23 protein-coding genes and 2 pseudogenes are annotated in these 25,533 nt (G+C 63.5%); 4 read left to right on the top strand and 21 right to left on the bottom strand.

Annotated features, from left to right (window positions below; all coding sequences use genetic code 11):
* The 5 genes from ACTAQJ_RS17610 to ACTAQJ_RS17590 are packed head-to-tail and all read right to left on the bottom strand — an operon-like array spanning nt 1 to nt 6,396.
* Entirely contained in the window at nt 1-2,391 is a 2,391-nt protein-coding gene (locus tag ACTAQJ_RS17610) for a bifunctional salicylyl-CoA 5-hydroxylase/oxidoreductase (RefSeq protein ID WP_498698026.1), read from the bottom strand.
* Nucleotides 2,392-2,405: 14 nt separating this feature from the next.
* The gene (locus ACTAQJ_RS17605) at nt 2,406-4,085 is read right to left on the bottom strand and encodes an AMP-binding protein (RefSeq protein WP_498698024.1); all 1,680 of its coding nucleotides are present in this window, start codon (nt 4,083-4,085) and stop codon (nt 2,406-2,408) included.
* Between the two features lie 59 nt (nt 4,086-4,144).
* Nucleotides 4,145-5,011: an acyl-CoA thioesterase gene (locus ACTAQJ_RS17600; RefSeq protein ID WP_498698022.1), complete on the bottom strand. Its 867-nt coding sequence runs from the start codon at nt 5,009-5,011 to the stop codon at nt 4,145-4,147.
* 5 nt (nt 5,012-5,016) lie between these two features.
* The gene (locus ACTAQJ_RS17595) at nt 5,017-5,499 is read right to left on the bottom strand and encodes a cupin domain-containing protein (RefSeq protein WP_442004841.1); all 483 of its coding nucleotides are present in this window, start codon (nt 5,497-5,499) and stop codon (nt 5,017-5,019) included.
* A gap of 24 nt (nt 5,500-5,523) precedes the next feature.
* The gene (locus ACTAQJ_RS17590) at nt 5,524-6,396 is read right to left on the bottom strand and encodes a fumarylacetoacetate hydrolase family protein (protein ID WP_498698020.1); all 873 of its coding nucleotides are present in this window, start codon (nt 6,394-6,396) and stop codon (nt 5,524-5,526) included.
* 134 nt (nt 6,397-6,530) lie between these two features.
* Here ACTAQJ_RS17590 and ACTAQJ_RS17585 point away from each other — a divergent pair, with 134 nt between their 5' ends.
* Both ACTAQJ_RS17585 and ACTAQJ_RS17580 read left to right on the top strand, forming a co-directional pair.
* A complete protein-coding gene (locus ACTAQJ_RS17585; protein WP_442017275.1) occupies nt 6,531-6,929 on the top strand; it encodes a RidA family protein in 399 nt (132 codons plus the stop codon).
* Nucleotides 6,930-6,970: 41 nt separating this feature from the next.
* Nucleotides 6,971-7,315, top strand: a complete 345-nt coding sequence (locus ACTAQJ_RS17580; RefSeq protein WP_498698018.1) for an iron chaperone — start codon at nt 6,971-6,973, stop codon at nt 7,313-7,315.
* A 12-nt stretch (nt 7,316-7,327) separates the two neighbouring features.
* Here the strand turns inward: ACTAQJ_RS17580 and ACTAQJ_RS17575 are convergent.
* The 12 genes and pseudogenes from ACTAQJ_RS17575 to ACTAQJ_RS17520 all read right to left on the bottom strand — a co-directional run bounded on the left by ACTAQJ_RS17575 (nt 7,328) and on the right by ACTAQJ_RS17520 (nt 18,799).
* Nucleotides 7,328-8,130 (bottom strand): annotated as a pseudogene (locus tag ACTAQJ_RS17575) (IclR family transcriptional regulator domain-containing protein).
* Nucleotides 8,131-8,202: 72 nt separating this feature from the next.
* Nucleotides 8,203-8,871, bottom strand: a complete 669-nt coding sequence (locus ACTAQJ_RS17570; protein WP_498698016.1) for a 3-oxoacid CoA-transferase subunit B — start codon at nt 8,869-8,871, stop codon at nt 8,203-8,205.
* 2 nt (nt 8,872-8,873) lie between these two features.
* Entirely contained in the window at nt 8,874-9,560 is a 687-nt protein-coding gene (locus ACTAQJ_RS17565; protein ID WP_498698014.1) for a 3-oxoacid CoA-transferase subunit A, read from the bottom strand.
* Between the two features lie 7 nt (nt 9,561-9,567).
* On the bottom strand, nt 9,568-10,782 hold the full coding sequence (locus ACTAQJ_RS17560; RefSeq protein WP_498698011.1) for a thiolase family protein: 1,215 nt from the start codon (nt 10,780-10,782) through the stop codon (nt 9,568-9,570).
* 80 nt (nt 10,783-10,862) lie between these two features.
* Nucleotides 10,863-11,300: a 4-carboxymuconolactone decarboxylase gene (gene pcaC / locus ACTAQJ_RS17555; RefSeq protein WP_498698009.1), complete on the bottom strand. Its 438-nt coding sequence runs from the start codon at nt 11,298-11,300 to the stop codon at nt 10,863-10,865.
* Nucleotides 11,297-12,100 carry an alpha/beta fold hydrolase gene (locus tag ACTAQJ_RS17550; protein WP_498698007.1) on the bottom strand — a complete coding sequence of 268 codons (804 nt, stop codon included), beginning with the start codon at nt 12,098-12,100 and terminating at the stop codon, nt 11,297-11,299. Before ACTAQJ_RS17550 ends, pcaC begins: the two co-directional genes overlap by 4 nt.
* Nucleotides 12,093-13,505, bottom strand: a complete 1,413-nt coding sequence (locus ACTAQJ_RS17545) for a class-II fumarase/aspartase family protein (RefSeq protein WP_498698006.1) — start codon at nt 13,503-13,505, stop codon at nt 12,093-12,095. The genes ACTAQJ_RS17550 and ACTAQJ_RS17545 overlap by 8 nt, the downstream gene beginning before the upstream one ends.
* Nucleotides 13,502-14,101 carry a protocatechuate 3,4-dioxygenase subunit alpha gene (gene pcaG / locus ACTAQJ_RS17540; RefSeq protein WP_498698004.1) on the bottom strand — a complete coding sequence of 200 codons (600 nt, stop codon included), beginning with the start codon at nt 14,099-14,101 and terminating at the stop codon, nt 13,502-13,504. The genes ACTAQJ_RS17545 and pcaG overlap by 4 nt, the downstream gene beginning before the upstream one ends.
* 4 nt (nt 14,102-14,105) lie before the next feature.
* Nucleotides 14,106-15,005 (bottom strand): protocatechuate 3,4-dioxygenase subunit beta, encoded by a 900-nt coding sequence (pcaH, locus tag ACTAQJ_RS17535; protein WP_498698002.1) that lies wholly within the window; start codon nt 15,003-15,005, stop codon nt 14,106-14,108.
* A 36-nt stretch (nt 15,006-15,041) separates the two neighbouring features.
* Nucleotides 15,042-16,912, bottom strand: a pseudogene (locus ACTAQJ_RS17530) (bifunctional sugar phosphate isomerase/epimerase/4-hydroxyphenylpyruvate dioxygenase family protein).
* Nucleotides 16,912-17,826 (bottom strand): shikimate dehydrogenase, encoded by a 915-nt coding sequence (locus tag ACTAQJ_RS17525; RefSeq protein ID WP_498697998.1) that lies wholly within the window; start codon nt 17,824-17,826, stop codon nt 16,912-16,914. The pseudogene ACTAQJ_RS17530 and the gene ACTAQJ_RS17525 overlap by 1 nt, the downstream one beginning before the upstream one ends.
* Before the next feature lie 202 nt (nt 17,827-18,028).
* Entirely contained in the window at nt 18,029-18,799 is a 771-nt protein-coding gene (locus ACTAQJ_RS17520; RefSeq protein ID WP_498697996.1) for an IclR family transcriptional regulator, read from the bottom strand.
* A 202-nt stretch (nt 18,800-19,001) separates the two neighbouring features.
* Between ACTAQJ_RS17520 and ACTAQJ_RS17515 the strand changes: the two genes are divergently transcribed.
* Nucleotides 19,002-20,324 (top strand): MFS transporter, encoded by a 1,323-nt coding sequence (locus ACTAQJ_RS17515; protein WP_498697994.1) that lies wholly within the window; start codon nt 19,002-19,004, stop codon nt 20,322-20,324.
* A gap of 132 nt (nt 20,325-20,456) precedes the next feature.
* On the opposite strand, the gene ACTAQJ_RS17510 is transcribed toward ACTAQJ_RS17515, so the two are convergent.
* Both ACTAQJ_RS17510 and ACTAQJ_RS17505 read right to left on the bottom strand, forming a co-directional pair.
* The gene (locus ACTAQJ_RS17510; protein WP_498697990.1) at nt 20,457-20,591 is read right to left on the bottom strand and encodes an antitoxin MazE-like protein; all 135 of its coding nucleotides are present in this window, start codon (nt 20,589-20,591) and stop codon (nt 20,457-20,459) included.
* Nucleotides 20,592-20,677: 86 nt separating this feature from the next.
* Nucleotides 20,678-23,419: an FG-GAP repeat domain-containing protein gene (locus tag ACTAQJ_RS17505; protein WP_498697988.1), complete on the bottom strand. Its 2,742-nt coding sequence runs from the start codon at nt 23,417-23,419 to the stop codon at nt 20,678-20,680.
* Between the two features lie 274 nt (nt 23,420-23,693).
* Between ACTAQJ_RS17505 and ACTAQJ_RS17500 the strand changes: the two genes are divergently transcribed.
* Nucleotides 23,694-23,930: a hypothetical protein gene (locus ACTAQJ_RS17500; protein ID WP_216924635.1), complete on the top strand. Its 237-nt coding sequence runs from the start codon at nt 23,694-23,696 to the stop codon at nt 23,928-23,930.
* Nucleotides 23,931-23,956: 26 nt separating this feature from the next.
* Here the strand turns inward: ACTAQJ_RS17500 and ACTAQJ_RS17495 are convergent, their stop codons facing one another.
* On the bottom strand, nt 23,957-24,244 hold the full coding sequence (locus ACTAQJ_RS17495; protein ID WP_216924633.1) for a MoaD/ThiS family protein: 288 nt from the start codon (nt 24,242-24,244) through the stop codon (nt 23,957-23,959).
* A gap of 7 nt (nt 24,245-24,251) precedes the next feature.
* Nucleotides 24,252-25,406: a WD40/YVTN/BNR-like repeat-containing protein gene (locus tag ACTAQJ_RS17490; protein ID WP_431120066.1), complete on the bottom strand. Its 1,155-nt coding sequence runs from the start codon at nt 25,404-25,406 to the stop codon at nt 24,252-24,254.
* Nucleotides 25,407-25,533 lie beyond the last annotated feature (127 nt).

Raw genomic sequence — 25,533 nt, 5'->3', positions numbered from 1 at the left:
CTACTTCACCAACGCAGATGCAGCGGCGGACGCAGGTGTCCAGCGGAGGTGGGTGGTGGTTTCTTCAGTGTCGGGTTCCTTCAGCAGGGACAGGCGGGGGCGGACGGCGTCCGTGCGGGCGCTTGGGGGTTTGCGGCGGCCGGCGCGGAATTGCGGGATCCATTGCGCGCCAGGACCGTGGTATTCCTGTTCTGCAGCGGCGTGCAAAGTCCACTGCGGGTCGTAAAGGTGGGTGCGGCCCAGGGCGATGAGGTCCGCGCGTCCTGCAAGGAGGATCGAGTTCACGTCGTCGTAGCTGGAGATGGCGCCGACGGCGATGACAGCCACCCCGGCGGGTGCGGCGACTTCCTGGCGGATGCGGTCCGCGAACGGGGTCTGGTAGCTGCGGCCGAACGCAGGCTTTTCCTCCTTGGCGACCTGGCCGGTGGAAACGTCCAGGCCAGCGGCGCCGTGCTCCACGAACGCCTTGGCGATCTCGATCGAATCGTCGGAGGTGTTGCCGCCTTCGATCCAGTCCGTCGCGGAGATGCGCACCGTCACCGGCTTGTTGGAAGGCCAGGCCGCGCGAACGGCGTCGAATACTTCCAGCGGGAACCGCAGCCGGTTCTGAAGGCTGCCACCGTATTCGTCGGTGCGCTTGTTCGAGACCGGGGACAGGAAGGAGGAGAGCAGGTAGCCGTGAGCGGCGTGGATTTCCAGGAGGTCAAAGCCTGCCTGACCAGCGCGGATCGCGGAAGCCACGAACTCGGCCGTGATGGCGTCCATGCCGGCCCGGTCCAGTTCGGCCGGGGTCTGGTTGTCCGGACCGTAGGGCAGGGCGGACGGGCCAACGGCCTGCCAGTTGCCGGAATCCAAGGGCTGGTCGATGCCTTCCCACATGAGCTTGGTGGAGCCCTTGCGGCCGGAGTGGCCCAGCTGGGCGCCGATCTTGGCGGTGGAGCGGGCGTGGACAAAGTCCACGATTTGCTTCCAGCTGTCCCGTTGTTCGTCCGTGTACAGGCCGCTGCAGCCGGGGGTGATACGCCCTGTTTCGGACACGCAGACCATCTCGGTCATGACCAGACCCGCGCCGCCGAGGGCTTTGGAGCCCAGGTGGACTTTGTGGAAGTCCCCGGGGATCCCGTCGGTGGCGGAGTACATGTCCATGGGGGAGACGATGATGCGGTTCTTCAACTCCAGCTCCCCGATGCGGAAGGGCTGGAACATCGCCGGCGCGACCTGCGTAAGGCCCTGGGATTCGGCGAAGTTCCGGTCCACGGTTTCGGCGAACTCCGGGTCGCGGAGGCGGAGGTTTTCCTGGGTGATGCGGCGGCTGCGGGTGAGCAGGTTGAACGCGAACTGGGTGGGATCCTGGTCCTTGTACTGGCCGATCCGCTCAAACCACTCCAGCGATGCCTGCGCGGCGCGCTGCGTGGAGGCGACCACGGGACGCCGCTCAGCCTCGTACGCGGCCAGGGCGGAGTCCACGTCGGGGTGTTCGTGCAGGCAGGCAGCGAGGGCGAGTGAGTCTTCCATGGCCAGTTTCGTGCCGGAGCCGATGGAGAAGTGCGCGGTGTGGGCGGCGTCGCCGAGCAGGACCACGTTGCCCTTGCGCCAGCTCTGGTTCCGCACTGTGGTGAAGCTGATCCACTTGGAGTTGTTGGTGAGGACCTCGTAGCCGTTCAGTTCCTCGGCGAAAATCTCGCGGATCTTCGCGATCGCCTTCTCGTCCGAGACGCCGGGAGGGAAGACCTCGTTGGCGGTTTCGTCGAACCCTGCCGCGTGCCAGACGTCCTGGTGCATTTCGACGATGAACGTCGAGCCCTCGTCGGAGTACGGGTAGCCATGGATCTGCATGACGCCCCACTCAGTTTCCTTCACGAAGAACTTGAAGGCCTCGAATACCTGGTCCGTACCGAGCCACATGAACTTGTTGGTCCGCGGGTTCAGGTCCGGGCCAAACGCGTCGGCGTACTTAGCCCGGATCTGGGAGTTCACCCCATCGGCGGCAAGCACCAGGTCATAGTTGGCTTCGAGTTCCTCAATGGCAGGGGCCAGAGTGGAGAACCGGACATCGACGTTCAGTTCGATGCAGCGGCGCTGGAGCAGTTCCAGCAGTTCCTTGCGGCTCATGGCAGCGAAACCCTGCCCGCCGACAGTGATCATCTGGTCACGGAAGTGGATATCTATATCGGACCAGCGCGCGAACCGGCGGCTCATGTACTCCGCGACCACCGGGTCCGCGTTCCCGATCCCGCCCAGGGTCTCATCGGAAAACACGACGCCGAAGCCGAAGGTATCGCTGGCCGCGTTGCGTTCCCAAAGGGTGATGTCGTGCGACGGGTCCAGCTGCTTCATCAGTGCTGCGAAGTACAGGCCGCCCGGGCCGCCTCCAACGATTGCGATCTTCATGCTCATGCTCCTTCTCAAGCCTGGCTTTGGCCGGCGGGGGTAAGTTGTTGGGTTTCTGCTTCGCCTGTGGTGCTCTCCTTGAGGAGGCCATCGCGGAGCTTGAAGTGCTGGAGTTTGCCGCTGGGGTTCCGCGGCAGCTCGGTGACGAAGCGGACATCGCGCGGGTACTTGTACGGGGCGATGGTTTGCTTCACGAAGTCCTGGATTTCCTTGCGCTTCGCGGCGTCGCCAATGACGCCCTCACGCAGGACGATGAACGCGCACACGATGCTTCCGCGCTCAGGATCAGGCCGCCCGATCACCGCGTTCTCCACCACGTCCGGGTGCTGGTCGATGGCCGTTTCCACCTCGGGCGCACCGATGTTGTATCCGGAGGAAACGATCATGTTGTCCGAGCGGGCCTGGTACGTGAAGTACCCGTCTTCATCCATCGAGAACGTATCGCCCGTGACATTCCAGCCATTCACCACGTAATTCGCTTGGCGTGCATCATCCAGGTAGCGGCAACCCGTGGGTCCAATGACGGCAAGCCGGCCGGACTGGCCTGGGCCAAGCTGGTGGCCGTCCTGGTCAAGAATGGTTGCACGGAAACCGGGCACAGCCTTGCCGGTAGTTCCTGGACGGATGTCATCCCCTGCAGCGGAAATGAAGACGTGAAGCAACTCTGTGGCGCCGATTCCGTTGACCAACCTCAGGCCCGTCGCTTCGCGGACCGCTTCCCACGTCTCCTTGGACAGGTGCTCCCCCGCCGAGACAGCAACGCGAAGGCCACGGAGCAAGTCCCCGCGCTTTTCCTTCAGGATGGCCCGGTAGGCAGTAGGAGCGGTGAAGAGGATGGTGGCCCCGGCAGCCGACGCATGCTCGGCCAGCTCCACAGGCCCGGCCTTCTCCGTCAGGAGCGACGACGCGCCAAACCGCAGCGGGAAGATCACCAATCCGCCCAGCCCGAACGTGAAGGCAAGCGGAGGGGAACCGGCGAAGACATCATCAGCTGTGGGCTGAAGGATGTGGCGGGCAAAGGTGTCCGCATTCGCCAGGACGTCCCGGTGGAAGTGCATGGTCACCTTGGGCACACCGGTGGTCCCGGACGTTGGACCCAGCAGGGCTACGTCGTCTGCCGACGTGTCCACAGCCGTGAACTCCCCACTCTTGCGCTGGCAGCGCTGGGTGAGATCGCCGTCGTCGGGCCCTCCGTAGCTCAGGACGGTGACGTCCTCGCCTGCCGCCGTCGCAAGCTCATCCACGAAGCGGTGATCGGAAATCGCGACAACGGGCTTGGTGAGCTGGATCAACGTGGCCACCTCGCTGGAACGAAGCATGGGCATCGTAGTGACCACCACGGCGCCCGCCTTCAGCACACCCAGCCAGGCGGCAACCAGCCATGGATTGTTGGGGCCGCGGAGCAGCACACGGTTTCCAGGCTCTACCCCGAGGTCCTCGGTAAGGACCTGGGCAACCTGGTTGGAGTGCAGCTGCAACTGTCCATAAGACCAGACTGTGCCATCCGGGGTGCGGAGCGCCGGCCGGTCCGCACCGAACGTCTCGACCGCGTTGTCGATCAGCACGGCGGCAGCGTTCAGCCGCTCCGGGTAGTGGAGTTCCGGCAGTGTAAATTCGAGCGCCGGCCAGGTGTCGGCGGGCGGCAAGTGGTCGCGCGTGAACGTGTCCACGTGGGCCGATGGCGTCATGCTCATGGCCGTTCCTTTCAGTGGTGCGTCAGTGAAGCTGGGGATGATGTTGGGGGTAAAGCTGTTCAGGCGCGGATCATGCCTTCTTGGGCGACTGTGGCGAGGAGCCTTCCCTGCCGATCGAAGAAGCGGCCCATGGCCAGGCCCCTGTTGCTTTGGCCTGATATGGCCTCTTGTGCATACAGGACCCACTCATCGGCGCGGCCATCGCGGTGGAACCACATGGAGTGGTCAAGGCTGGCGGTGGCGAGCCCGGGAGTGGACCAGTTGAGTCCGTTGACCCGGAGTAGCGGCTCGAGGATCGTGTAGTCGCAAACGTAGGCGAGGGCAGTGCGGTGGAGGTTGGCGTCGTCGGGGAGGCTGTCGAAAGCCTTGACCCAAATTGCCTGCTGCGGCATGGATCCGCCCTCAAGCTCGATGTATACCGGTCCTGGAATATGCCGCATATCGAAACTACGGCCTGTCGACCAATAGTCTGCGGCCGGGCCTTCCGTCCCGTCCAGTGCTTCCGCTGTGGAACGCAGGGATTCAGGCTCGACGGCGGCAGGAGCCTCCAGCTGGAAGTCCGGACCTTCTTCGGGGACCTGGAACGAACCCATCGCGGCATATACAGGCTTGCCATTCTGGAAACCACGGACGTTGCGGGTGGAGTAGCCGCGACCGTCACGCAAGCGCTCCACTTCATAGCGAACATGGGCACCGATATCCACGGGCCGCATGAAGTAGCTGTGCATCGAGTGGAGCTGCCTGTCCGCCTCCACGGAAAGCATCATGGCGGCTGCCGCTTGGGCCACCATGTCTCCGCCATAGGCTTTTGGCCACGGAACGTACTGGGTGGTGGCTTCGTAGGCTTCGTCAAAAACCTGGGCCTCAACAGCTGTCATCTCAACAGCCCTAAGGAAGGTCTCCGAGGTCAAGGTTCCGGTGATCATGGTGGTTATGCCCGGCGGTAGTCGGCGAGGGTTTCGTCCGGGACGTCGTCGAGGTTGACCACGAGGTTCTCCGGGGTACGGGCCGTGAGCCACACGAGTTCTTCGGTGACGGACATGTTTGCTTCAACGTGAGGCATGAACGGCGGAACGAAGACCCAGTCGCCGGCCTTCATGTCCAGGAACTCTGAGTAGTTTTCGCCGAAGTAGATGCGGCCATGGCCACGAAGAACGTAGCCGCCGGTTTCGGCTTCACCGTGGTGGTGTGGCAGGGAGCGGTACCCGGGGGTGTTGGAGACCTGGCCGAACCAGATCTTGGTCGCCGGGGTGTGTTGGATGCTCACGCCGGAGACGCGGATGCAATCCCCGGACTGGGCGGTGTTGGTGTCTTCTTCACCCGCACGGGTGACTACGGGGACAACCTTGCCGTCAGCGCCGGCGTAGATGGAGTTGTCGCCTTCGAGGCGGTATTCGGTGGTGGTCTGGCTCATGGGGGTTCTCCTTTTGGCGGTGGTTTAGGCGTTGGCGGGGACTGGCACGACCGGCGCGTGGATTCGGAACTGGTTTTCCAGGCGGCCGATGCCGTCGATTTCGGTGGTGAGGACGTCGCCGTCGTTCAGGAAACGAGGCGGGGTCATCCCCATTCCCACTCCCCCAGGCGTCCCCGTGAGTACGAGATCGCCGGGGCGCAGGACCGTGAACTGGGAAATGTAGGACAGGAGCTGTGCCGGGCCGAACACCAAGGTGCTGGTATTGCCCTGCTGCACGAGCTCACCATTGACGTACCCGCGGACTTCGAAGCTTTCGCTTGCTTCGTCCGCAGTCAGCATCACGGGGCCCACTGGTGTGGTTGCGTCGAAGGCCTTGCCCTGGAACCACTGCAGGGTGCGGCCCTGCCAGTCACGCATGGAAACGTCATTGGCAACGGTGTACCCGGCAATTGCCGCGCGGGCCTGCTCTTCGTCAGCGCGAAACAGCTCAGAACCCACGACGACGGCCAACTCGGCTTCCCAGTCCACGCGAGCGCTGCCATGGACTTCCACGACGTCCGCCGCTCCGATCAGGGTGTCAGCGTATTTGGCGAACAGGGTGGGAAATTCAGGAAGTTCGCGTCCCATTTCCTGGATGTGGTCCCCGTAGTTCAGCCCGCAACAGATGACTTTTCCGGCGCGGGGCAGGAGCGGGGCAAAGTCAGCTTCAGTTGCTGCGGTGACGGGCTGCGCGCCCTCCGCCGCCGCTTCGGCTGCCTTCTCGGTGATCGACCGCCATTCCGGCTGGGCCAGGAGCGCGCCGACGTCGGTGGCCGGCAGCGCAACGTACGTTTCGGCGCCCGTGGCGAGTGCCGCCGTCGTACTTCCGCCGGAGGTGCGCAAGGTGGCAAGTTTCATGGGTTCTGCTCCTTCGAGATTCAATGTGTCGACTTTTTTACGATCGTCACATATGCTCAACGTAGCACGGTAGAAATGATCTGCACAGAGGCATTTCAAAAGTTTTTGCAGTCGCCACAACAAGGAGGAACAGCATGAGCCACAAAACAATCAACCCGGAGTCACTCCCCAAGCCATCCGGTTTTGCGCACGGCATGCTTGCCGGCAACACGGTGTTCCTGGGTGGACAGACTGCCTTGGACAAGAACATGAACATCGTTCCCGGCGGCATCGTGGAGCAGTTCACGCAAGCGTTCTCCAACGTGCTGACCACGCTGCGGGAAGCCGGTGGGCAGCCGGAGGACCTCGTCAACGTCACCATCTACCTCACAGACGTGGACGACTACATGGCGAACGGCCGCGAGATCGGACGAATCTGGCGTGAAATGGCTGGCACACAGTACCCGGCGATGGCCGGCATCGGTGTGACCCGGCTGTGGCAGAAAGAGGCCCTGATCGAAATCCAGGGCATCGCAGTTATTCCTGAGGGCTAAATCTCTAGCCTCTGCTGCGGCCTTAGTGAAGCATGTCCCCTATGGGAACCGTCACCGAATATCTGGAGAACGTCAGCGAGGGCAACCGGGAAATCCTGGAGCGGGTTGTTGCGATCGCGCGTGAACTTGCCCCGGACGCCGAGGAAGGCACCAGCTACGGCATGCCTGCTTTGCTTGTGAACGGCAAGGGCTTCGTGAGCGTACTCGAAACCAAGAACCACCTGGCCCTGTACCCGTTTAGCGGGCAGATCCTGCCTGAGATGTCCGAGGAGCTGGGCGGCTACTCGTGGTCGCCGGGGACGTTGCGGTTCTCTGCGGACAACCCGGTGCCGGACTCCATGGTGCGGCGGATTCTCGAGACACGGCTGGCTGCGATCCGGAAGTAGTGGCGCCTCGATTTAGTGCTTCGCGGACACGTCCTGGGAGATCGCGTTGGCCGTTGCGACCACTTCGGCACGGACGGACTCGAGATACTTGTCCGGGTCCGCCTCCGCCGCGACAGCCTGGGCCTGGAGGGACACGTTGATCGCCGCAACGTTATCGCCGTTGTTGTGGTTCCACACCGGTGCCGCGATGGACATCAGGCCGATTTCCAGCTCCTGGTCCAGCAGGCACCAGCCTTGCGCACGGACCTGCTCGACGGCGGCCCTCAAGTCTGCAGCGTTGGCCACGGTTCGCGGGGTGATGGGCTTGAGTTCGACGTTGGCCAGGTATGCCTCGAGCTTGGCCTGTGGCAGACCCGCGAGCAGAACGCGGCCCATCGATGTGGCATAGGCCGGGAAGCGGGTACCCACGGTGATGCCCACGTTCATGATCCGGCGGGTCGCGACGCGGGCGACGTAGAAGATGTCCGGGCCGTCTAAGACCGCGGCAGACGTGGACTCCCCCAGCTTCAGGCTCAACTGCTCCAGATGTGGCTGAGCCAGCTGAGGCAGGGACAGCGCCGAAAGATACGAATACCCGAGTTGCAGCACCTTTGCAGTGAGGGCGAAGGTCTTGCCGTCCGTGCGAACGTAGCCGAGCTCAACAAGGGTGTGAAGAAAACGACGGGCTGTGGCGCGGGTCAGGTCGGTGCGGGCTGCGACTTCACTGAGGGTCATCACCGGGTTGTTCGCATCGAACGCCCGGATCACGGCCAGACCCTGGCCAACGACTGCACATACTGGTCGCTGGCCTGCGGGGTAACTGCGGAATCGGTCATGGTTACCAATCCTAGGGTGCGTTGCGGGGCCCACTCCGCATCCCCAGAGCGGGCCCCACAACGTGAGGGGTGTTAGGCGCCGGGCTTCAGGGGAAGGGGAACGAGCTCCTGGATTTCTTCGAAGGTGCAGCCGAACGTCTCGCGGACAGTGACGCCGTCGGGCCCTGTGAGGAAGACGGCCTTGTCCGTGTACACGCGGGTCACGCAGCCGACGCCGGTGAGCGGGTAGGTGCACTGCTCCACGAGTTTGGACACGCCCTCGCGCGTCAACAACGTCATCATCACGAACACATCCTTGGCGCCCGTTGCAAGGTCCATGGCACCACCCACAGCCGGGATGGCGTCCGGGGCGCCGGTGTGCCAGTTGGCGAGATCGCCCGTTGCGGAAACCTGGAAGGCGCCGAGGACACAGATGTCCAAGTGACCACCGCGCATGATCGCGAAGGAGTCGGCGTGGTGGAAGTATGACGCTCCGGGCAGCTCGGTCACGGGGATCTTGCCGGCATTGATCAAGTCGCCATCGATCTCATCGCCCTCAGCCGCGGGGCCCATCCCGAGCATCCCGTTCTCCGTGTGGAGCGTGATGTTCTGTTCCTCGGTGAGGTAGTTGGACACGAGCGTGGGCTGGCCGATGCCCAGGTTCACGAATGAGCCAGGCGCGATGTCGCGCGCCACCAACTGGGCGAGTTCGTTACGCCCCAGCGGTTTTTCGGACGTCTGAATGCTTGTCGCAGTGCTCATCGTCAAGCCACCTTCCCATCGAATTCTGCAGAACCAACCCGGACCACACTGTTGACGTAAATCCCCGGCGTCACCACGTTCTCCGGATCCAAGGAACCGGTGGGCACGATCTCGGAGACCTGCACAATGGTGTGCTTGGCAGCGGCTGCCATGATGGGGCCGAAGTTCCGGGCGGTCTTGCGGTACACGAGGTTGCCCTTGCCGTCCGCCTTGAGTGCCTTGATGAGGGCGATGTCGGCGTGGATGGGCGTTTCGAACACCTGCCACTTTCCATCCAGCAAGCGCGTTTCCTTGCCCTCAGCAAGGGTAGTGCCGTAGCCAGTGGGCGTGAAGAACCCACCAATCCCAGCGCCCGCGGCACGGATACGCTCAGCCAGGTTACCCTGCGGGACCAACTCCAGCTCGATCTCACCGGCATGGAACTTGGCATCGAAGTGCCAGGAATCAGACTGCCGCGGGAACGAACAGATCATCTTGCGGACCCGGCCTTCCTTGATCAGCAACGCGAGGCCCTGATCGCCCTGGCCGGCATTGTTGTTCACTACGGTGAGGTCCTTCGCACCACAGTCCATCAGGGCGTCGATCAGTTCGAATGGCTGCCCGGCATTGCCGAACCCGCCGATCATCACCGTGGAACCGTCCTCGATGCCGGCGACAGCCTCGCCAACAGTGTCAATGAATTTCAGCATGATCCACCTATTCCGATACGCCCGCAGAAACGTTTTCCAGCACCACAGCCAGGCCCTGCCCAACCCCGATGCAGATCGCCGCGACTCCCCAGCGCTGTCCGGAGGCCTGGAGGGAACGGGCGAGCGTGCCGAGGAGGCGGGTGCCGGAGGCACCCAGTGGGTGGCCCATCGCAATTGCCCCGCCATGCTGGTTCACGATTCCGGGGTCGATCCCCCACGCGTCAACGCACGCCAGCGACTGCGCGGCGAACGCTTCGTTAAGTTCGACGGCGCCAACCCGGTCCCAGCCGATACCCGCCTTCGCGAGGGCCTTGTTCGCCGCCTCCACTGGAGCGAACCCGAAGAACTGGGGATCGTTGCCATGAGCACCACGGCCGGCGATACGGGCCAGCGGCTCCATGCCGAGGATCGAGGAAGCTGCTTCCGAACCGATCCACGCAGCCGAAGCTCCATCATTCAAAGGCGAGGCGTTCCCGGCGGTGACCGTACCGCCGTCGGGCCCGTCAGCCTCGGGACGGAAAACGGTCTTCAAACCAGCAAGCTTCTCCGCGGATGAACCGGCTCGGATGCCCTCGTCACGGACCAAGTCAGTGCCCGGAACCTGCGAAACAAGGTTGTCGTAGAAGCCTTCGTTCCACGCGGCATCGGCGCGGTTGTGCGAGTCTGCAGCGAACTGGTCCTGACGCTCCCGGGTGATCCCGTACTTCTCGCGCAGCCGTTCGGTGGCTTCGCCCAGTGAGATGGTCCAGTCCTTGTTCATGGCCGGGTTCACCAGGCGCCAGCCGAGCGTGGTGGACGCGAGCGTCATATCACCGGCCGGGTAGGGCTTGGAGGTCTTCGGCAGGACCCACGGCGCACGGGACATGGACTCTGCCCCGCCCACGAGGATGAGTTCGGCGTCGCCGGCATTGATCTGGCGGGACGCAATAATCGCCGCATCCAACGACGAACCACAGAGACGGTTGACCGTTGTCCCGGGAATCGACACGGGCAATCCTGCCAGCAAGGTCGCCATCCGGGCCACGTTGCGGTTTTCCTCGCCGGCACCGTTGGCGTTGCCAAACACCACTTCGTCGATCCGTTCAACATCCAGCCCAGGAGCCCTCTTTACGGACTCGCGGACCACGTGGGCAGCAAGGTCATCGGGACGGACAGCAGCAAGTCCGGAGCCGAACTTGCCAAAAGGTGTGCGTACGGCGTCGTACACGTAAGCCTGGTTCATGGGGATTCCTTTGTTTCTTTCTGCCCAACTAGGGGACAGTAAACGTCGCTGTGAGCCTTCAATGGGACATGTGCTGTCCCCTAGTTGGGTTCGTTGGTGTCGATCTCGGCGAATACTTTCTGCGCCGTCTTGAAGGCCGAGTTGGCCGAGGGAACACTGCAATAGATTGCGGTCTGCAGCAGGATTTCCTTGATCTCGTCCCTGCTCAGGCCGTTGTTGAGGGCCGCCCGGATGTGCATCCCGAGCTCCTCCCAGTGGCCGTGCGCCACCAGTGCCGTGAGGGTGACGGCGGAGCGCATTTGCCGGCTAAGACCGGGCCGCGTCCAGATGCCACCCCACGCGATCCTGGTGATCATGTCCTGATAGTCCTCGGTGAAGGAGTCCATGGTGCCGTTCGCGCGGTCCACGTGCTCATTGCCGAGCACTTCGCGACGTACCGCCATGCCGGCGTCGTAAATGTCCTGCGCGGTGGCGTCCGGCTGGACAGCACCATTCCGCTCGGGAGACAAAGAGGTCATCGTCCGTTCTCCTTCATAAAGGTCCGCATCAACCCGGCCACAACCGCAGGCGCCTCCGCTGGCGCGAGGTGCGCGACGCCGTCGAGCGCCACCGCCTGAGCGGTACCGCCGCCCGCGGTGATACCGGAAACAACAGCTTCGGCCAGTGATGGCGGTGCCACGGAATCCTCGACGCCGGCAATCGCCTGGGTGGGAACGGTGATGCTGCCGAGCTGCTCGCGGACGTCGAATCCGGCGAGGGCTTCGCAGCAGAACGAGTAGCTGAAGCGGTCGGCGTCACGGAGTGAGTGCAGGAGGCGGCTGCTGATTTCCGGCTGGCGGTCCATGAAGCCGGGACCGAACCAACGCTCGGCGGAGCCCTGGATCATCACAGCTGTTCCCAGTTTGCGTACGGTTTCGGCGCGCTCCAGCCAGCCTTCAGGAGTGCCGAGCTTGGCGCCGCTGCACTGCACGGACAGGCTGCGGAGGCGGTCGCCATGCTTGATGCCGAGTTGCAGGCCGATGGCGCCGCCCAGCGAGACGCCCGCGTAGTGGAAGGTCGCGCCCGGGCTCACAAGGTCAACAAGGTCGACCACAGCGTCCGCCAGTTCCGCGATATCGAAACCTTCGGTGGCGGCCGGCGAGATGCCGTGGCCGGGGAGATCCCAGCCGATGACGTCGTACTCGTCGCCAAGCAGCGCTGCCGTTTCGGTCCAGAGCACGGTGGAGGTGCCCAACGATGGGCCGACCACAAGGAGCGGCTTCGTTCCGAGTTCGCGCTGTGGGGACAGCAGAACGGCCTTGACGGTTGGCTTAGCCACGGGTGGCTCCCTTCGTTGAGATTCCTGCGAACCCCGGATAGGCGGCAAGGACCCGGCGCGTGATCTCGGCGGCTTCACCGAGGTAGCTCGCGGGATCCAGGAGTGCCTCGAGTTCGACGTCACTGAGCTTGTCCGCAGGGACAGCCTCGCGCAGCAGCTTGGTGTAGATCCGCGTCTGCTCGGCCGCGGGCGCCTTGAGCGTTTCATCGACGACGTTCTGCAGCTTTTGTTTTCCGTCCGGACCCAGGAGAGGCACGACGGCGGCCATCGCACCTTCGCTGAGCAGCAGCGGTCCCGAAATCTCGAGGTTCCGGCGCATCGCGTCCGGGAAGACACGAAGACCTTCCATGAGTTCACGGAGATGTCCAGCGGAGCCCAAGGCCAGGGCGAGCAGCTGGCGCAGGGCAGGCCATTCGCTGTGCCAGGCGCCGTCCGGGCGCTCGTCGTTGAAGGTGGCCGCCGCGAGGTGCAGCTGCGACGCGAGGCCGGGTGCCTGCAGCGCCGCGCTGCGGATGAGTACTGACAACACAGGGTTCTGCTTCTGTGGCATGGCCGAGGAAACCCCGCGTCCGGCAGCCAATGGTTCACCAAGCTCGGCAACTTCCGGCCGGCTCAGGAACAGCAGGTCCGCAGCGATTTTGCCGAAGGAATCAATCAGGGCAGCAAGTCCATCGCCCAGGGACGTGACGGCCAGGCGATTCGTGTGCCAAGGAGCAGGCGCGGATGCGAGGCCAAGCTTCGAGGCCAAAGAATCGGCCAGATCAAAAGGAGTGCTCTGCGAGGAAGCAGTCAGTTTGGTTGCCGACGCCAAGGTTCCGCCAGCCCCGCCAAACTGGATGGGCAGGTCGAGCCCTTCCAACCGGGCAGCCGCAGCGGCCACACCGTGGAACCACTGCCCGGCCTTGAGCCCGAACGTATATGGCAGCGCGTGCTGCGTCAGGCTCCTGCCCACGCAAAGGGTCTCCGCATGCTGTTCCGCCAAGGTGGCGAGCGCCGTCGTCGTGCGTTTCACGTCAGCGAGCAGTGAAGAAATGGTGCGGCTGGCGAGCAGAATGAGGGCGGAGTCGAGGACGTCCTGGCTGGTGAGGGAGGTGTGGACAGCGGAAGCCGCACCCGAGTCCACGGACTTCACTCGTGCCCGGAGGTCGCCGAGCAAGGGAATCACAGGGTTGCCCCCGCCCTGGCTACGTTCCGCCACAGAAACGACGTCGTAAGAGCCGGCATCGGCGGCTTCGCCCACCACGGCGGCGGAACCGGCGGGGACGAGCCCCGCCTCCTCGAGGACGACAGCCCAGGCGGCTTCGACGTCGAGGATCGCCGCGATCACGGCACGATCGCCCGTAAATGCCACAACAGCGGGCGACGCCGAAACGGGGCTAAGGAGGCCGAAGTCGCCGTCGGTCATGGCTGTGAGTCCGCGTTGACGCTGGTTTCCAGCGAACCGTCCTGCTGGAAATCCAGGAAAACGGTTTCGTCGCCGCCCTGCAGTCGGATGTTCCAGGTGAGGCCGCCATCGGGGTCGCGACGGGCGATCAGGGTCCTGCGACGCTCGGGATCCAGGGAGCTAAGGAGCGGATCGTTGGCCAGCGCTTCCTCATTTTCCGGAAGATACACGCGGGTGAAAAGGCGGTTCATGAGGCCGCGGGCAAAGACCGCCACGGAGATGAACGGGGCCGAACCCGGCGAGGTGGGTCCGGGGTTGACGGTAGTGAACGTGTAAACGCCGGAGTTGCCCACGGAGCCGCGGCCCCAGCCGGTGAAGGTGTAGCCATCGCGGACCAGGGAGCCGGTGCGCTGGACGATGTTGCCCTCGGAGTCCGGCTGCCAAATTTCAAGGATGGCGTCCGGGATGGTGTTGCCGGCGCCGTCGTAGACCGCGCCTTGGAGGCGGATGCTTCCCGGGCTGCCCGGGGCGAGGAGTTCGTTGTCCTTGTTAAACGGGAGGGCGTAACCGTAGAAGGGTCCGACCGTCTGGCCCGGTGTGGGTGTCAGCTTGCTCATGTGCTTACTCCTCGTCCCCGGCGTCGCCGAATGCTTCGTTCTCTGTCCAAGTCCGCTTGGAGCCGGTCAGGATGATGTCCCACTTGTAGCCAAGGGCCCATTCGGGGCTCGTCAGCTCGTGGTCGTACTCAGCCACCAGGCGGTCGCGGGCGTCCTGGTCCACGATGGACTGGTAGATGGGGTCCAGCGGGAAGAGCTGATCGCCCGGGAAGTACATCTGGGTGACGATGCGCTGCGTGAACTCCGAGCCGAACATGGAGAAGTGGATGTGGGCCGGGCGCCAGGCGTTCAGGTGGTTCTTCCACGGGTACGCGCCGGGTTTGATGGTGGTGAAGCTGTATGAGCCGTCGTCACCGGTGATGCAGCGGCCGACGCCGGTGAAGTTCGGGTCCAGCGGTGCGGGGTGCTGGTCGCGCTTGTGGATGTAGCGGCCGGCTGCGTTGGCCTGCCAGATTTCCACGAGCTGGCCCGCAACCGGGCGGCCGTCGCCATCAAGAACGCGGCCACCAACGATGATGCGCTCACCTTGCGGCTCACCGTTGTGCTGGATGGTCAGGTCCGATTCCAGCGCGTGCACGTCCTGGTGGCCGAACGCGGGCGAGAATAGCTCGATCGTCTCCGGGTCCGCGTGGTGCAGGCTCTTGGTCGGGTGGCGCAGGATGCTGCTGCGGTACGGAGCGTAGTCCAGCCGGGGCATGGTCTCCGGCGCCTTGCCGTTCTTGAGTGCCTCCGCATAGCGGTCCCCGATGCCCTTCATCTCAGCACTGAGATCCGCCTGGGTTTCCACTTTCTTGGAATCATGCGCTGCATGTGCCTCAGCGGGAGGCACAAGCTCCTCGGATTCGAGCGCCTGTGCAGAGTTGACCTGTGCAGAGTTGACTTGTGCTGTCTGTTCTTGTGGCACGGCCGGCTCCTTTCGGTTGATTGCTTCGTTATGGGTCTAAATGCGGTGCAGCGAGTCGTATTGGACGGCGTGGCGCACCGGCGCATTGGGCGCTCCGTAGCCGTCGTAGTTGCCGCGGCGTTCCACCATTTCGAAGAACACGCTGCCAACCGTGGCGGTGTAGAAGTGGAGGAATTCGCCGTTGGCGTCGCGGTCGTACAGGAGATTGAGCTCCTTGAGGGTGGCGAGGAAATCCGGTTCAAGATCGAACCGCGCGTCCAGGTCTTCGTAATAGTTGGCGGGGATCTGCAGGAACTCGAGGCCCCGATCGCGGGCCGCCCGGGCTGTACCCACGAGGTCGTCCACGGCGAACGCGATGTGTTCCTGGTATGTTTTGCGGGCAGTCTGCGCTTGCTGTGCCGGTGCCAGGTTCAGCACCAGCCTGACTGAGCCGTCCGAGGTCTCCATGACCTGCGAGCGAACGAGGCCGCTGGGGCTCGGGACTTCGGCGAACGGCTGCGGTTCAAGGGCCAGGGCGCTTGTGTAGAAGAGGACAGCTTCGTCGAAGTGCTGCCACGGCTGGGCGAGGTTCACGTGGTCAATCACGGCGTTTTGCACGCCGGAGACGTGTTCCAGCCCCTCGCCAAACTCGTGCGTCCACGCGGCGGTTCCGTCCGGGCTCCCCTGGCACAGGAAGATTTCGGTGGAGTCCGGGGCGGAGATGCCTTGGAACACTTCCTCATCGGCTTGGACCTTGCGGGCAACCACCGGCGCCTTGAGTTGCTGGGCGCGAGCGGAGGCAATCACGGGAGAGTCGACGTCGAATCCTAGAGCGGCAATAGCCGGTTCGGCGTGTTGTGCCGCTTGCTCGTTGATGATCACGCGCGCCTGGCCCATGGTCCAGAGCTGGACGTCCTTGGTGCGGTGGCGGCCCTCGAACTCGAAGCCTAGCTGGCCAAGGAGTTTCTCCAGCTGGGCGGTGTCGTCGGCCTTGACCTCGGCGAAGTTGAAGCCGGCGGGTTCGTTCACCTTGGGCAGCGTGGCCAGTTCCATGGGATAACGACGGCGGGGGCGCTTCCGTTGCTGCTTGCGGAGTCCGCGGAGGTACTTTCGAGCCACTTGGCACTCTGCTCCTCCAGCCAGATCAGGGAGCGCATGGCGTCGACGGCTGTCCGTTCGACGTCCGACTGGCGGAAGACATCGTTGAAAACTTCCAGCGAAACCGGACCCGTATAGCCGGCGCGGACCACGTGGCCCATGAACTTGGCGAGCTCGAACTGGCCCTCGCCGGGGAACACCCGGTAGTGGCGGCTCCAGGAGAGGACGTCCATGGAGAGCTTGGGGGCATCGGCAACCTGGACGAAAAAGATCTTGTCCGCGTTGATCTTCTCGATCGGCGCGGTATCCCAGTCGCGGGAAAGGATGTGGAAGGAGTCCAGGCACGTTCCGAGGTTCGGGTGGTCCACCATCTCGACCAAGCGATACGCGTGCTCATAATCGTTGACGTATTTGCCCCAGGCCAACGCTTCGTAGGCAACCTTGACGCCGTGGTCCCCGGCCAGTTCAGCAAGCTCTGCCAGTTGGGAGGCGCGAAGTTCGTCGTCGTCGATGGTTGCCGTGGCCACGTTGGAGCAGACAAGGATGGTGTCCATGCCGAGGCGTTCCATCAGATTAAATTTCGCTTCGGCCCTGCGGAGGTTGGCCTTGAGCAGGTCCGGGGTGACGCCGTCGAAATCGCGGAACGGCTGGTAGAGGTCCAGACCCAGACCGAGATCGGCGGCCATTTTCCGCACATCATCGGGGCTGAGCGGCGAGGTGACGAGATCCTGCTCGAAGATTTCGATGCCGTCAAAGCCCGCTATAGCGCAGGCCTGCATCTTCTCTTTCAGGGTGCCGGACAGGCAGACAGTGGCGATTCCGGTGCGCATCAGTGACCCGCCTTCGTCAGCTCAGGGGCCAGTGAGGCTGCGGCATCTTCCACGGCGATCAGCTCCAGGAAGTGTGCCCGCATGCGGTCGCGGTCGGCGTCGCGTCCGGTGAAGAGCTGGAAAGCGTCGGCCGCCTGACCGACCGCCATCCTGCCGCCGTCGAGGACGTCGCAACCCTTGGCGCGCGCCTCGCGGACCAGACGTGTGTCGATCGGCCGGTAGACGATGTCGGCAACCCAGTGGCGCGGTTCCAGGAGGTCGATGTTCAGCGGCACTCCCGGATGGGCGGCCATGCCGATAGGGGTGCAGTGCACCAGGCCATCGGCGAGCGGCATGATCTCGCTCAGCTCGGCGGGAGTGCGCGGCGTGACCGTGGCGGACGGGAAGAGTTCGCCGAGTTCCGTGGCGCGTTCAGCGGCACGGGTGGAGTCCATGTCCACGAGGTCCAGCGTGCCGACGCCGGCTTTGAGCAACGCGTACGCGACGGCGGATCCCGCACCGCCCGCACCCAACTGGACCACGCGGTCCAGCTTCGCCCCGGGCAGTCCGTCGGCGAGCGCCGAACCGAAACCGGAGAAGTCAGTGTTGTGGCCGATGAACCGACCATCTTGAATCAGGACCGTATTGACGGCACCCAGGCGACGGGCGTCGTCGGAAATCTCGTCAAGGTGCTCCAGTACCAGTTGCTTGCACGGGTGCGTGATGTTCAGGCCATTGAAGCCCATGCGCTGGGCTGCGGTGAGGAGATCCCCGACGGCGGTGGCCTGCAACGCGAGTTCCAGCAGGTCAATGGGGCGGTACAGCAAGCGAAGGCCCTGCACGTCGGCTTCGTGTTCGTGCATGGGCGGCGTGAGCGAGGGCATGACGCCTTCGCCTATGAGGCCCACCAGAACGGACTCGGCTCGGTTGCTCATCCTAAAGCTCCTTTGACTTCAGCACCGCGGACTGTTGGCGCTTTTCGGGCGTTGCCGGTCCGGGTGCTATTTAGATTACTACAATTGTTCATATTCCGCACGCTTGTTCTTATCGCGAACATTTGCGCTCCCCTCACCCAACTAGGGGACAGATAACGCCCCACTGGGGGCTCATAGCGACATGTCCTGTCCCCCAGTTGGGTTACCGCTGGGGCAAGCGGGCCGCGAGTTCCGCCGCGGCTTCCTGCAACGTGGGGACGTGGGCGATGAGTTCATCCATGGTGAGACGAAAGACCGGCACGGCCGTGGCGAGGGAGGCGAATGCGTGGCCCTGGGAGTTGAGGACGGGCACTGCGACGGCGCGCATGCCGATCTCGTTTTCTTCGTCCATCACCGCGTAGCCCTGCCGGCGCACCTGCTCAATCTCCGCCCGGAAGGCAGCCCGATCGGTAATGGAGCGCTCAGTGAGGGGCTCCAAAGGCAACTCTTCGAGCAGTCGTTCGCGTTCGGCGTCGTTCTCAAAAGCGACAATCGCCTTACCCACGGACGTCGTGTGCAGCGCGCCCAGATGGCCGGGATCGCTGGTGACGCGGAAGGTCTTGGGACCGTCCACCTTGTTCACGGTCAGATGATGGTTTCCGTCGCGCACGGAGAGGATTGTTGCCTCCTCGGTCCGCTCGGTGACGCGCTGGAGTACGGGAAGAGCCGTTGCCGCGAAGCCATGGTGGTTGGACACCCGCTGGCCCAGCTGGAAAACCCGCAATCCCAGGTGATACCGACGGCCGTCCGGCTCGTAGTCCACGAATCCATCGCGCGTCAGCGAGCCAAGCAGTCGGTAGGTCGTGCTGAACGGAAGTCCCGCACTCCTGGCCAGATCCGCTGCACTCGCACCCTTGGGCTCATTCCCCAGCAATACCAACAGGCTCAGGGCCTTGCCGACCATGTCGGTCTTTGTGTCCTCTTTCACACTCATGCTTAGATGCTCTCACATCGTGAGAGCTATTTCTAGATAGTGGGGACAAGTCTTGACAAGTGACCCCAGTCACGGCCACTATTGCTGTATTGCACAAGTAGCTCTCACCATGTGGTTACTTTGGGATTGATCCGGCCGCACCTCGCTCTGGTCTTCCCGCAGAAGCCAGACCCGCGACATCGTCGTCACAGAAGGAACACCCATGAGCCACACAATGCCGTCAGCGACGCCAGGCACAGTTACCCCAGCAGGAACTCCCAAGAAGGCGGCACTCGCCAGCTTCCTGGGAAGCGCAGTGGAGTACTACGACTTCTTCATCTTCGGCTCCGCCGCAGCCCTGATTTTCCCGCACGTGTTCTTCCCGGACGCGGACACCAACGCATCCATCATGTCCTTCGCAACGTTCGGCTTCGCCTACGTTGCCCGCCCTGTGGGCGCTGTCATCCTGGGCCACTTCGGCGACAGGATCGGCCGGCAGAAGGTCCTCATGTTCACGCTGGTCCTGATGGGTGCCGCGACTTTCGTGATCGGCTGCCTCCCGGACTTCAAGACCATTGGCTGGTGGGCTCCCGTCCTGCTGGTACTTGCCCGCCTTGCCCAGGGCCTTTCGGCTGCCGGTGAGCAGGCCGGTGCCTCGTCAATGACGCTGGAGCACGCTCCGGACAACCGCCGCTCGTTCTTCACCTCGTGGACGTTGACCGGCACCCAGGGTGGCCAGATCCTTGCAGCGCTGGTGTTCATTCCAGTCCTCGCGCTCCCGGACGAGATCAAGTACGGCATCGGTTGGCGCATCCCGTTCTGGCTGAGCGCCGTGGTGGTCATCGTGGCCTACTTCATCCGACGCACCCTGCACGAGCCGCCGGCATTTGCCGAGGCAAAGAAGAACAACCAGATCGCCAAGCTGCCCATCGCCGACCTCCTCAAGCTGCACTGGCGCGACGTCCTCCGTGTGGTGTGCTGTGCATTCATCGCAGCCGTGAGTACGGTATTTGGAACCTTGGCCATCAAGTACGCCCAGGATGTGGCCCACGTCAGCGGCACTATCACCTTGTGGCTCGTTGTAGTGGCCAACATTGTGGCCCTCGGTACGCAACCGCTGTTCGGCATGCTCGCGGACAAGATCGGCCGCAAGCCCGTCTTCATCTACGGCGCCATCGCCAGCGCCATCATGACTCCGGTGTTCCTGCTGACCTTGGAATCGGGAGTGGTCCCGCTCATGTTCCTGGTTTCCGTGGTGTTCTTCTCCTTCGGATATGCCGCCGCCAACGCCGTGTGGCCGTCCTTCTACGGTGAAATGTTCAGCACCAAGGTCCGCTTCTCCGGCCTGGCCATCGGCACACAGCTCGGCTTCCTCATGGCCGGCTTCGCTCCGACCATCGTCACCGCCCTCGGTGGCACCAAGCCTGGCGGCTGGGTCCAGATCTCCATCTTCACCGCAGTCATCTGTGTGATCGCAGCGGTCTCTGCCTTGACGGCACGCGAGTCAGCAAAGGTCCCGACGGCGGAACTCGGCTTGCACAAGTAAGCCACCGCACTCCTGCCCACTTGCTGGGCGCCAGCAAGGGAAAAGCCCGGAATGTCCTCTGACATTCCGGGCTTTCGCTGTTTCCCGGCAGCTGGCGACCAACCGGGACAGAGCTGCAGCGATTCATTCGTCCTAAGGCGCGGAGACGGATTCGATGAACGCCTGATCGTCCGAGCGTCGATCACCCTCAGCGACGGCCGCAGCCTGCCTACGCGCCTCGTTCTCGAAATTGGCAGCCCTCACATCCGGCACCCAGATTTGCACCATGCGACACCCCCGCTCCCGCATTTGGTTCGATGTGAATTGACCATCTCCTGGACTCCCATACTCCATTGTTACGTGCCACGGAGTAACTACCGCGGTTTCAGCGCCACCGGTTTGAACTTCCCTGCGCCCGTCCCGGAGTACATCAGCAACGTTCCGTCCCCGGCAACTCCCACCACAGAGGGGTCGCCAGTACCCGTAAACCCGTTACCGAGGGCAGCGATGCTGGAGAACATGTTCCACCCTGAACCGAGGTATGAGCGTGCAAGGAAGCCGCCAGCGCCGTTCCCCGGGTAGAGCCAGAGTCCGCCATCACCGGAACGGCCTACGAGGTCTTCCCTTCCGTCGCCGTTGAAGTCACCGGCCTGCAGGACCAGGTTGAACATGTCCCACCCGGTGCCGATCTGCTTGCGGGCAAGGAAGCCCCCGGAGCCGTTGCCTGGGTAGACCCACAGCACGCCATCGCCGGATTGGGCAACGATGTCCGGCTTTCCGTCGCCCGTGAAATCGCCCGGGGCCAGCAACTGCTCGAAGCCTTGCCAACCGGTGCCGATCTGTTTGCGTGCAAGGAACTGTCCCGTGCCATCGGTCGGGTAAAGCCACAGTGTCCCATCGGAAGCCCGGGCCACAAGATCGGGGTGGGAATCGCCGTCGAAATCTCCCGCACTCAACACCGACGTGAACTGGCCCCAGCCCCACCCAACCTGAACGCGCGGAAGGAAGCTGCCGGATCCGTTGCCCGGGTAAAGCCACAACGCGCCGTCGGTTCCGCGCGCCAGGACGTCAGCGGCAGCATCGCCGTCGAAATCGCCTGCTTCCCACACCTGACGGAACTGGTTCCATCCGGTCCCGATCGCAAGCCGATCCGCGAAGCCAATGCCGTCACCTGGGTAGAGGGTCATGCCCCCGCCCGCTGCTGCCGTCAGGACGTCCACGCGCTTGTCGCCTGTGAAGTCCCTGCCGCCGACGATGTCACCTACCCCGTTCCAACCCGTTCCGACGGCGGCACGCGGCAGAAAGCCGCCCTTGCCATCCCCGGGGTAGACGTAGAGGGTGCCGTCGCTGGCGCGTGCCAACAAGCCCGGGGCGCCCCCGCCGAACGAACCTGAAGCTGCCAGGCTGTTGAAGGAATCCCAACCCTGGCCGATCTGCGTTTGGGCGAGGAAACCACCTGTGCCATTGCCTGGATACAACCACAGGCGGCCATCCGTGCTGGAGGCAATCAGATCGCTCCGGCCATCCGCGTTGAAGTCCCCCGCCGCGACCAACTGGGTAAAGCCCTGCCAACCAAACCCGATCTGGCTCCGGGACAGGAAACCGCCCTTGCCGTTGCCGGGATAAAGCCACAACGCACCGTCGCTGGTGCGGGCCAGAACGTCCGCAAAGCCGTCGCCGTTGAAGTCCGACGTTCCCAGGACTGCATTGAAAATGCCCCAACCCGAGCCGATCTGCACCGGATCATCCAACCGGTTTCCGGGGAGGCCACTGAAGAGCAGCAGCGAACCGTCAGCTTCCCGGGAGATCACGTCGGCCAGTTTGTCGCCGTCGAAGTCGCCCGCAGAGAAACGCATGCGTGCCTTGAGTTTGGGATCGGCGTTGATGGTGACAGTCGCCGAGGTTGTGGAGACGGAGTTAATGGTGACCTGGGTGCCCGTGTACGTGGTGAAGGTGCTGCCGGCTTGCCAGGCGTGCTTCGTGGCGTAATAAGGATCCGAAAACGGGATGGTGGACGGCATGAGAATCAGCGATGAGGCGATCGTGGCGCCGCCGCGCTGGACGATCTTGACGCCCCTGTTGCCGGCGGGCCTTCCCTGCTCCCCGAGATAACTGTCGTACCCCGCCGGCTGCCTGAGTTCCAGGTAGTACACCTCTTTGCTCACCGGGTCCGTGAACTTGATTGCCCGCTGCGCGTCGGTGCCTCCCCAAGGCTTCAACGTGTAGCTTTTGACACCCGTGGCCACTCCGACGTCCCGGATTTCGTCTCCCCGGCCCAGCCCTGCGTAGTCCCAGAAGCTGGAACTCACCACCGGCTGGGCGTACTGCGCCGCGCCCATGAGGTCCGTAGTGTCTCCATATTCACGGATGTAGCAGGAGCTGTCCGTGAACCGCCCGGTGCTGTCCACGCCCACGTCGGATGCGCCGCTGTAGCACTGCAACGCATCGGCGTGCATCAGCCCGATCACGTGCCCAAACTCATGGCTCATGACGTTGTTGGAGAAGTTGCTGAGCTGCGGCATCAGCACACGCCCGCTGTAGCCGCCGCTGCTGTAGCCCACGCCCAGGGCGTTCCCGGAAAGCGTGGACGTCGGAATGAAGATCACCAGGGCTGTGTAGGGGCTGGCTGTCCATTTCAACTCGCTGGTGATGGTGGACATGATGGTGCTGTAGCTGTCGGTCGACTTGGCTTTGGATTGGAACCCGGAGACCTTGCTGTCCACAGTCATGGACAGCTTGTTGTCCGTCATGGCTTTCCAATAGCTGCTGGTAGCCGCGACCGTCTGCTCGGCCCCTGACATGGAGACCGGGTTGGTGTTGTCCGCCAGTTTGGCTGTGACCAATCGAACCCGGATATCGCCGTTGGGGCCGGTTGCTGCTGCGCCCTCGCCGAGAAGGGATTCGACGTCGGTGATCTCGCCACTGCTGGATGGCGCCTTACCGGGCGGCGTCTCGAAGACGTGCTCCGAATGCGGTGTCCCCTCGAAGAACCGTACGTTCGGATTATCGGGCGTGGGTTCCGGCACTGCCGTAGCAGGGGCCTGGACGAAAAACAGGCCGGTGGCGAAAACCACCAAGCCTGTGGAGACCGCGATTGCACGTCGCAAAAAAACCATTGAATCTCCCCGGGGGACGGAGTCTGTGGTTCCTTTGAGTCTCAAGAACCGAGATCAGGCTACAACCGGGCTGGCAGTGGCTTGCGGAGGTGCGCGCCAACCGTCGGCGAGTCATGCCGCCGATGGTGCGTACCGGCGTCGGGCGTTACCCGAAACGCAAGCATCCCGGAATGCTAACCGGACCCTAACCACGCCGAAATACTCCGGCAACAATGCCCCGCCACACTGGAATAGCCGGCAAGTGCAGGCACCAGCTCCAGTTCAGGAGGACACCATGCTGAAGGAAGTCACCACTCACACAACACGAATACGCGCGATCAGCCAGCTCCACCGCGGAGACGAGATCGAGGCCCGCATGTCCGTTGGTCCCGCTTACGATGACGTGGTCATCCGCCGCGGACGGGTCCAGGAAACAGCACCGGGAATCGGCGTCGTCTGGATCATGGACCACGTCTCCGGGATGAGGAAAGCCATCAATACCGACGAATGCAGTGTTTGGCGCGTCGCCTGAACCCCGGCTTGACCCCAAACACTCATTTAGCCGCCGGCCACGGACTGGATAATCAAGACCTCCTGGCCGGCCGCCACCTCCGTATCAAGACCCTTCAGACGCCGGACCTCATCGCCGTTCACGTAAATATTCACGAAACGGCGGAGGGCACCGGTTTCATCCCGCAAACGCCTGGCCAGCACCGGATATTCTCCGGTTACCGAGTCCAGCAACTGTCCAACGGTCACAGCCCCGTCGGCGGACGCAGTCAGATAGGACTGTCCGCCGACGAGTGGCTGCAGGACACCCGGCAACACCACCGTAAAGTCAGCCACAACGGGCCTAACCAGGTACCGGGGCGCTGGCTGATGCTTCCCGCTCCACGCCACTGCGGCTTCCAACCACGACGGCGGCACGCACGCACAGCACGTCCGGCAAGTGCGAGGCCACTTCAGTAAAGGTCTCGCCCTCGTCGGCGCTGGCGTACACCGATCCGCCGCGGGTACCGAAGTACACGCCAGTCGGTTCGGCCGTGTCCACGGATGCGGCATCGCGAAGCACAGCGTTGTATTCGTGGTCCGGCAAACCTGTGTGAAGCTCCCTCCACGTGCCACCGGCATCCTCAGTGCGGTGCACACTCAGCTTGCCGTCGGGCGGGATGCGTTCGCCGTCGGCCTTCAATGGGATGACCCAGGCTGTACCCTCGCGTCGGGGATGGGTCAGCATCACGAAACCAAAGTCTGCGGGCAGTCCGTCTGCGATGGAGTTCCAGTTCTCGCCGTCGTCGTCTGTGCGGTACACACCATGGTGGTTCTGTGCGTACAAACGGCCCTCGACGGCGGCATCCGCAGCAATCTTGTGAACGCACTGGCCGAACTCGGGATTGGGATCGGGCATGAAGTAGGCCGAGATTCCCTTGTTGCGGGGCTCCCAGGAGGTCCCGCCGTCGAGCGATCTGTAAACGCCGCCCGTGCTCATGGCAACATGTACCTTCTCGCCGGATGGATCCACCACGATCGAGTGGGCCGCCGCGCCACCATACCCCGCACCCCACTCGCTGCGATGGGGGTGGTCCCACAGTCCGCGGTTCAGCTCGAAGTGCTCGCCGCCGTCGGTCGATTTCCATACTGAAATCGGTTCGCACCCGGCCCAAACCACACCAGGGCGGGACTCTGTGTCGGGGTAAATCTGCCAGATGCGTTCCAAGGCAGCGTCTGCGCCGTCCGGGAACTTGATGGCGCCCTGCTCGGGCTCGGTCCAGGTGGCACCGAGGTCATCGGAATGGGCAACGGTGGGTCCCCAGTGCTCCGAACGCACCCCCACCATGATTCTGGTTCTGCCGTCCCGGGTGTCTATCCCGATGCTGGGGATCTCGCTCATCAGGAAGTGCGGGCCGGAGAGGGACCATTCCTTGCGGTCCGGGCTGGTTGCCAGCCACAAACCCTTCTTGGTCCCGATCGCTAGGACATAACTTTCTGCGGTAGCCATGAACCCCATCGAACCATCAGGGCGCATGGGTGGCAACGGGTTCCTTGGAGCTATGTGGATAACTGCGCTGGTTTGAAGCCAACCACGGTTATCCACATATGGAAGTAGTACATGGAAATACTCCGTACTGTGTCCG

The organism is Arthrobacter sp. alpha11c (genome assembly GCF_054149985.1).
Note: the sequence above shows the minus strand (reverse complement) of the source record. Positions and strands in the feature narration are given on the sequence as shown.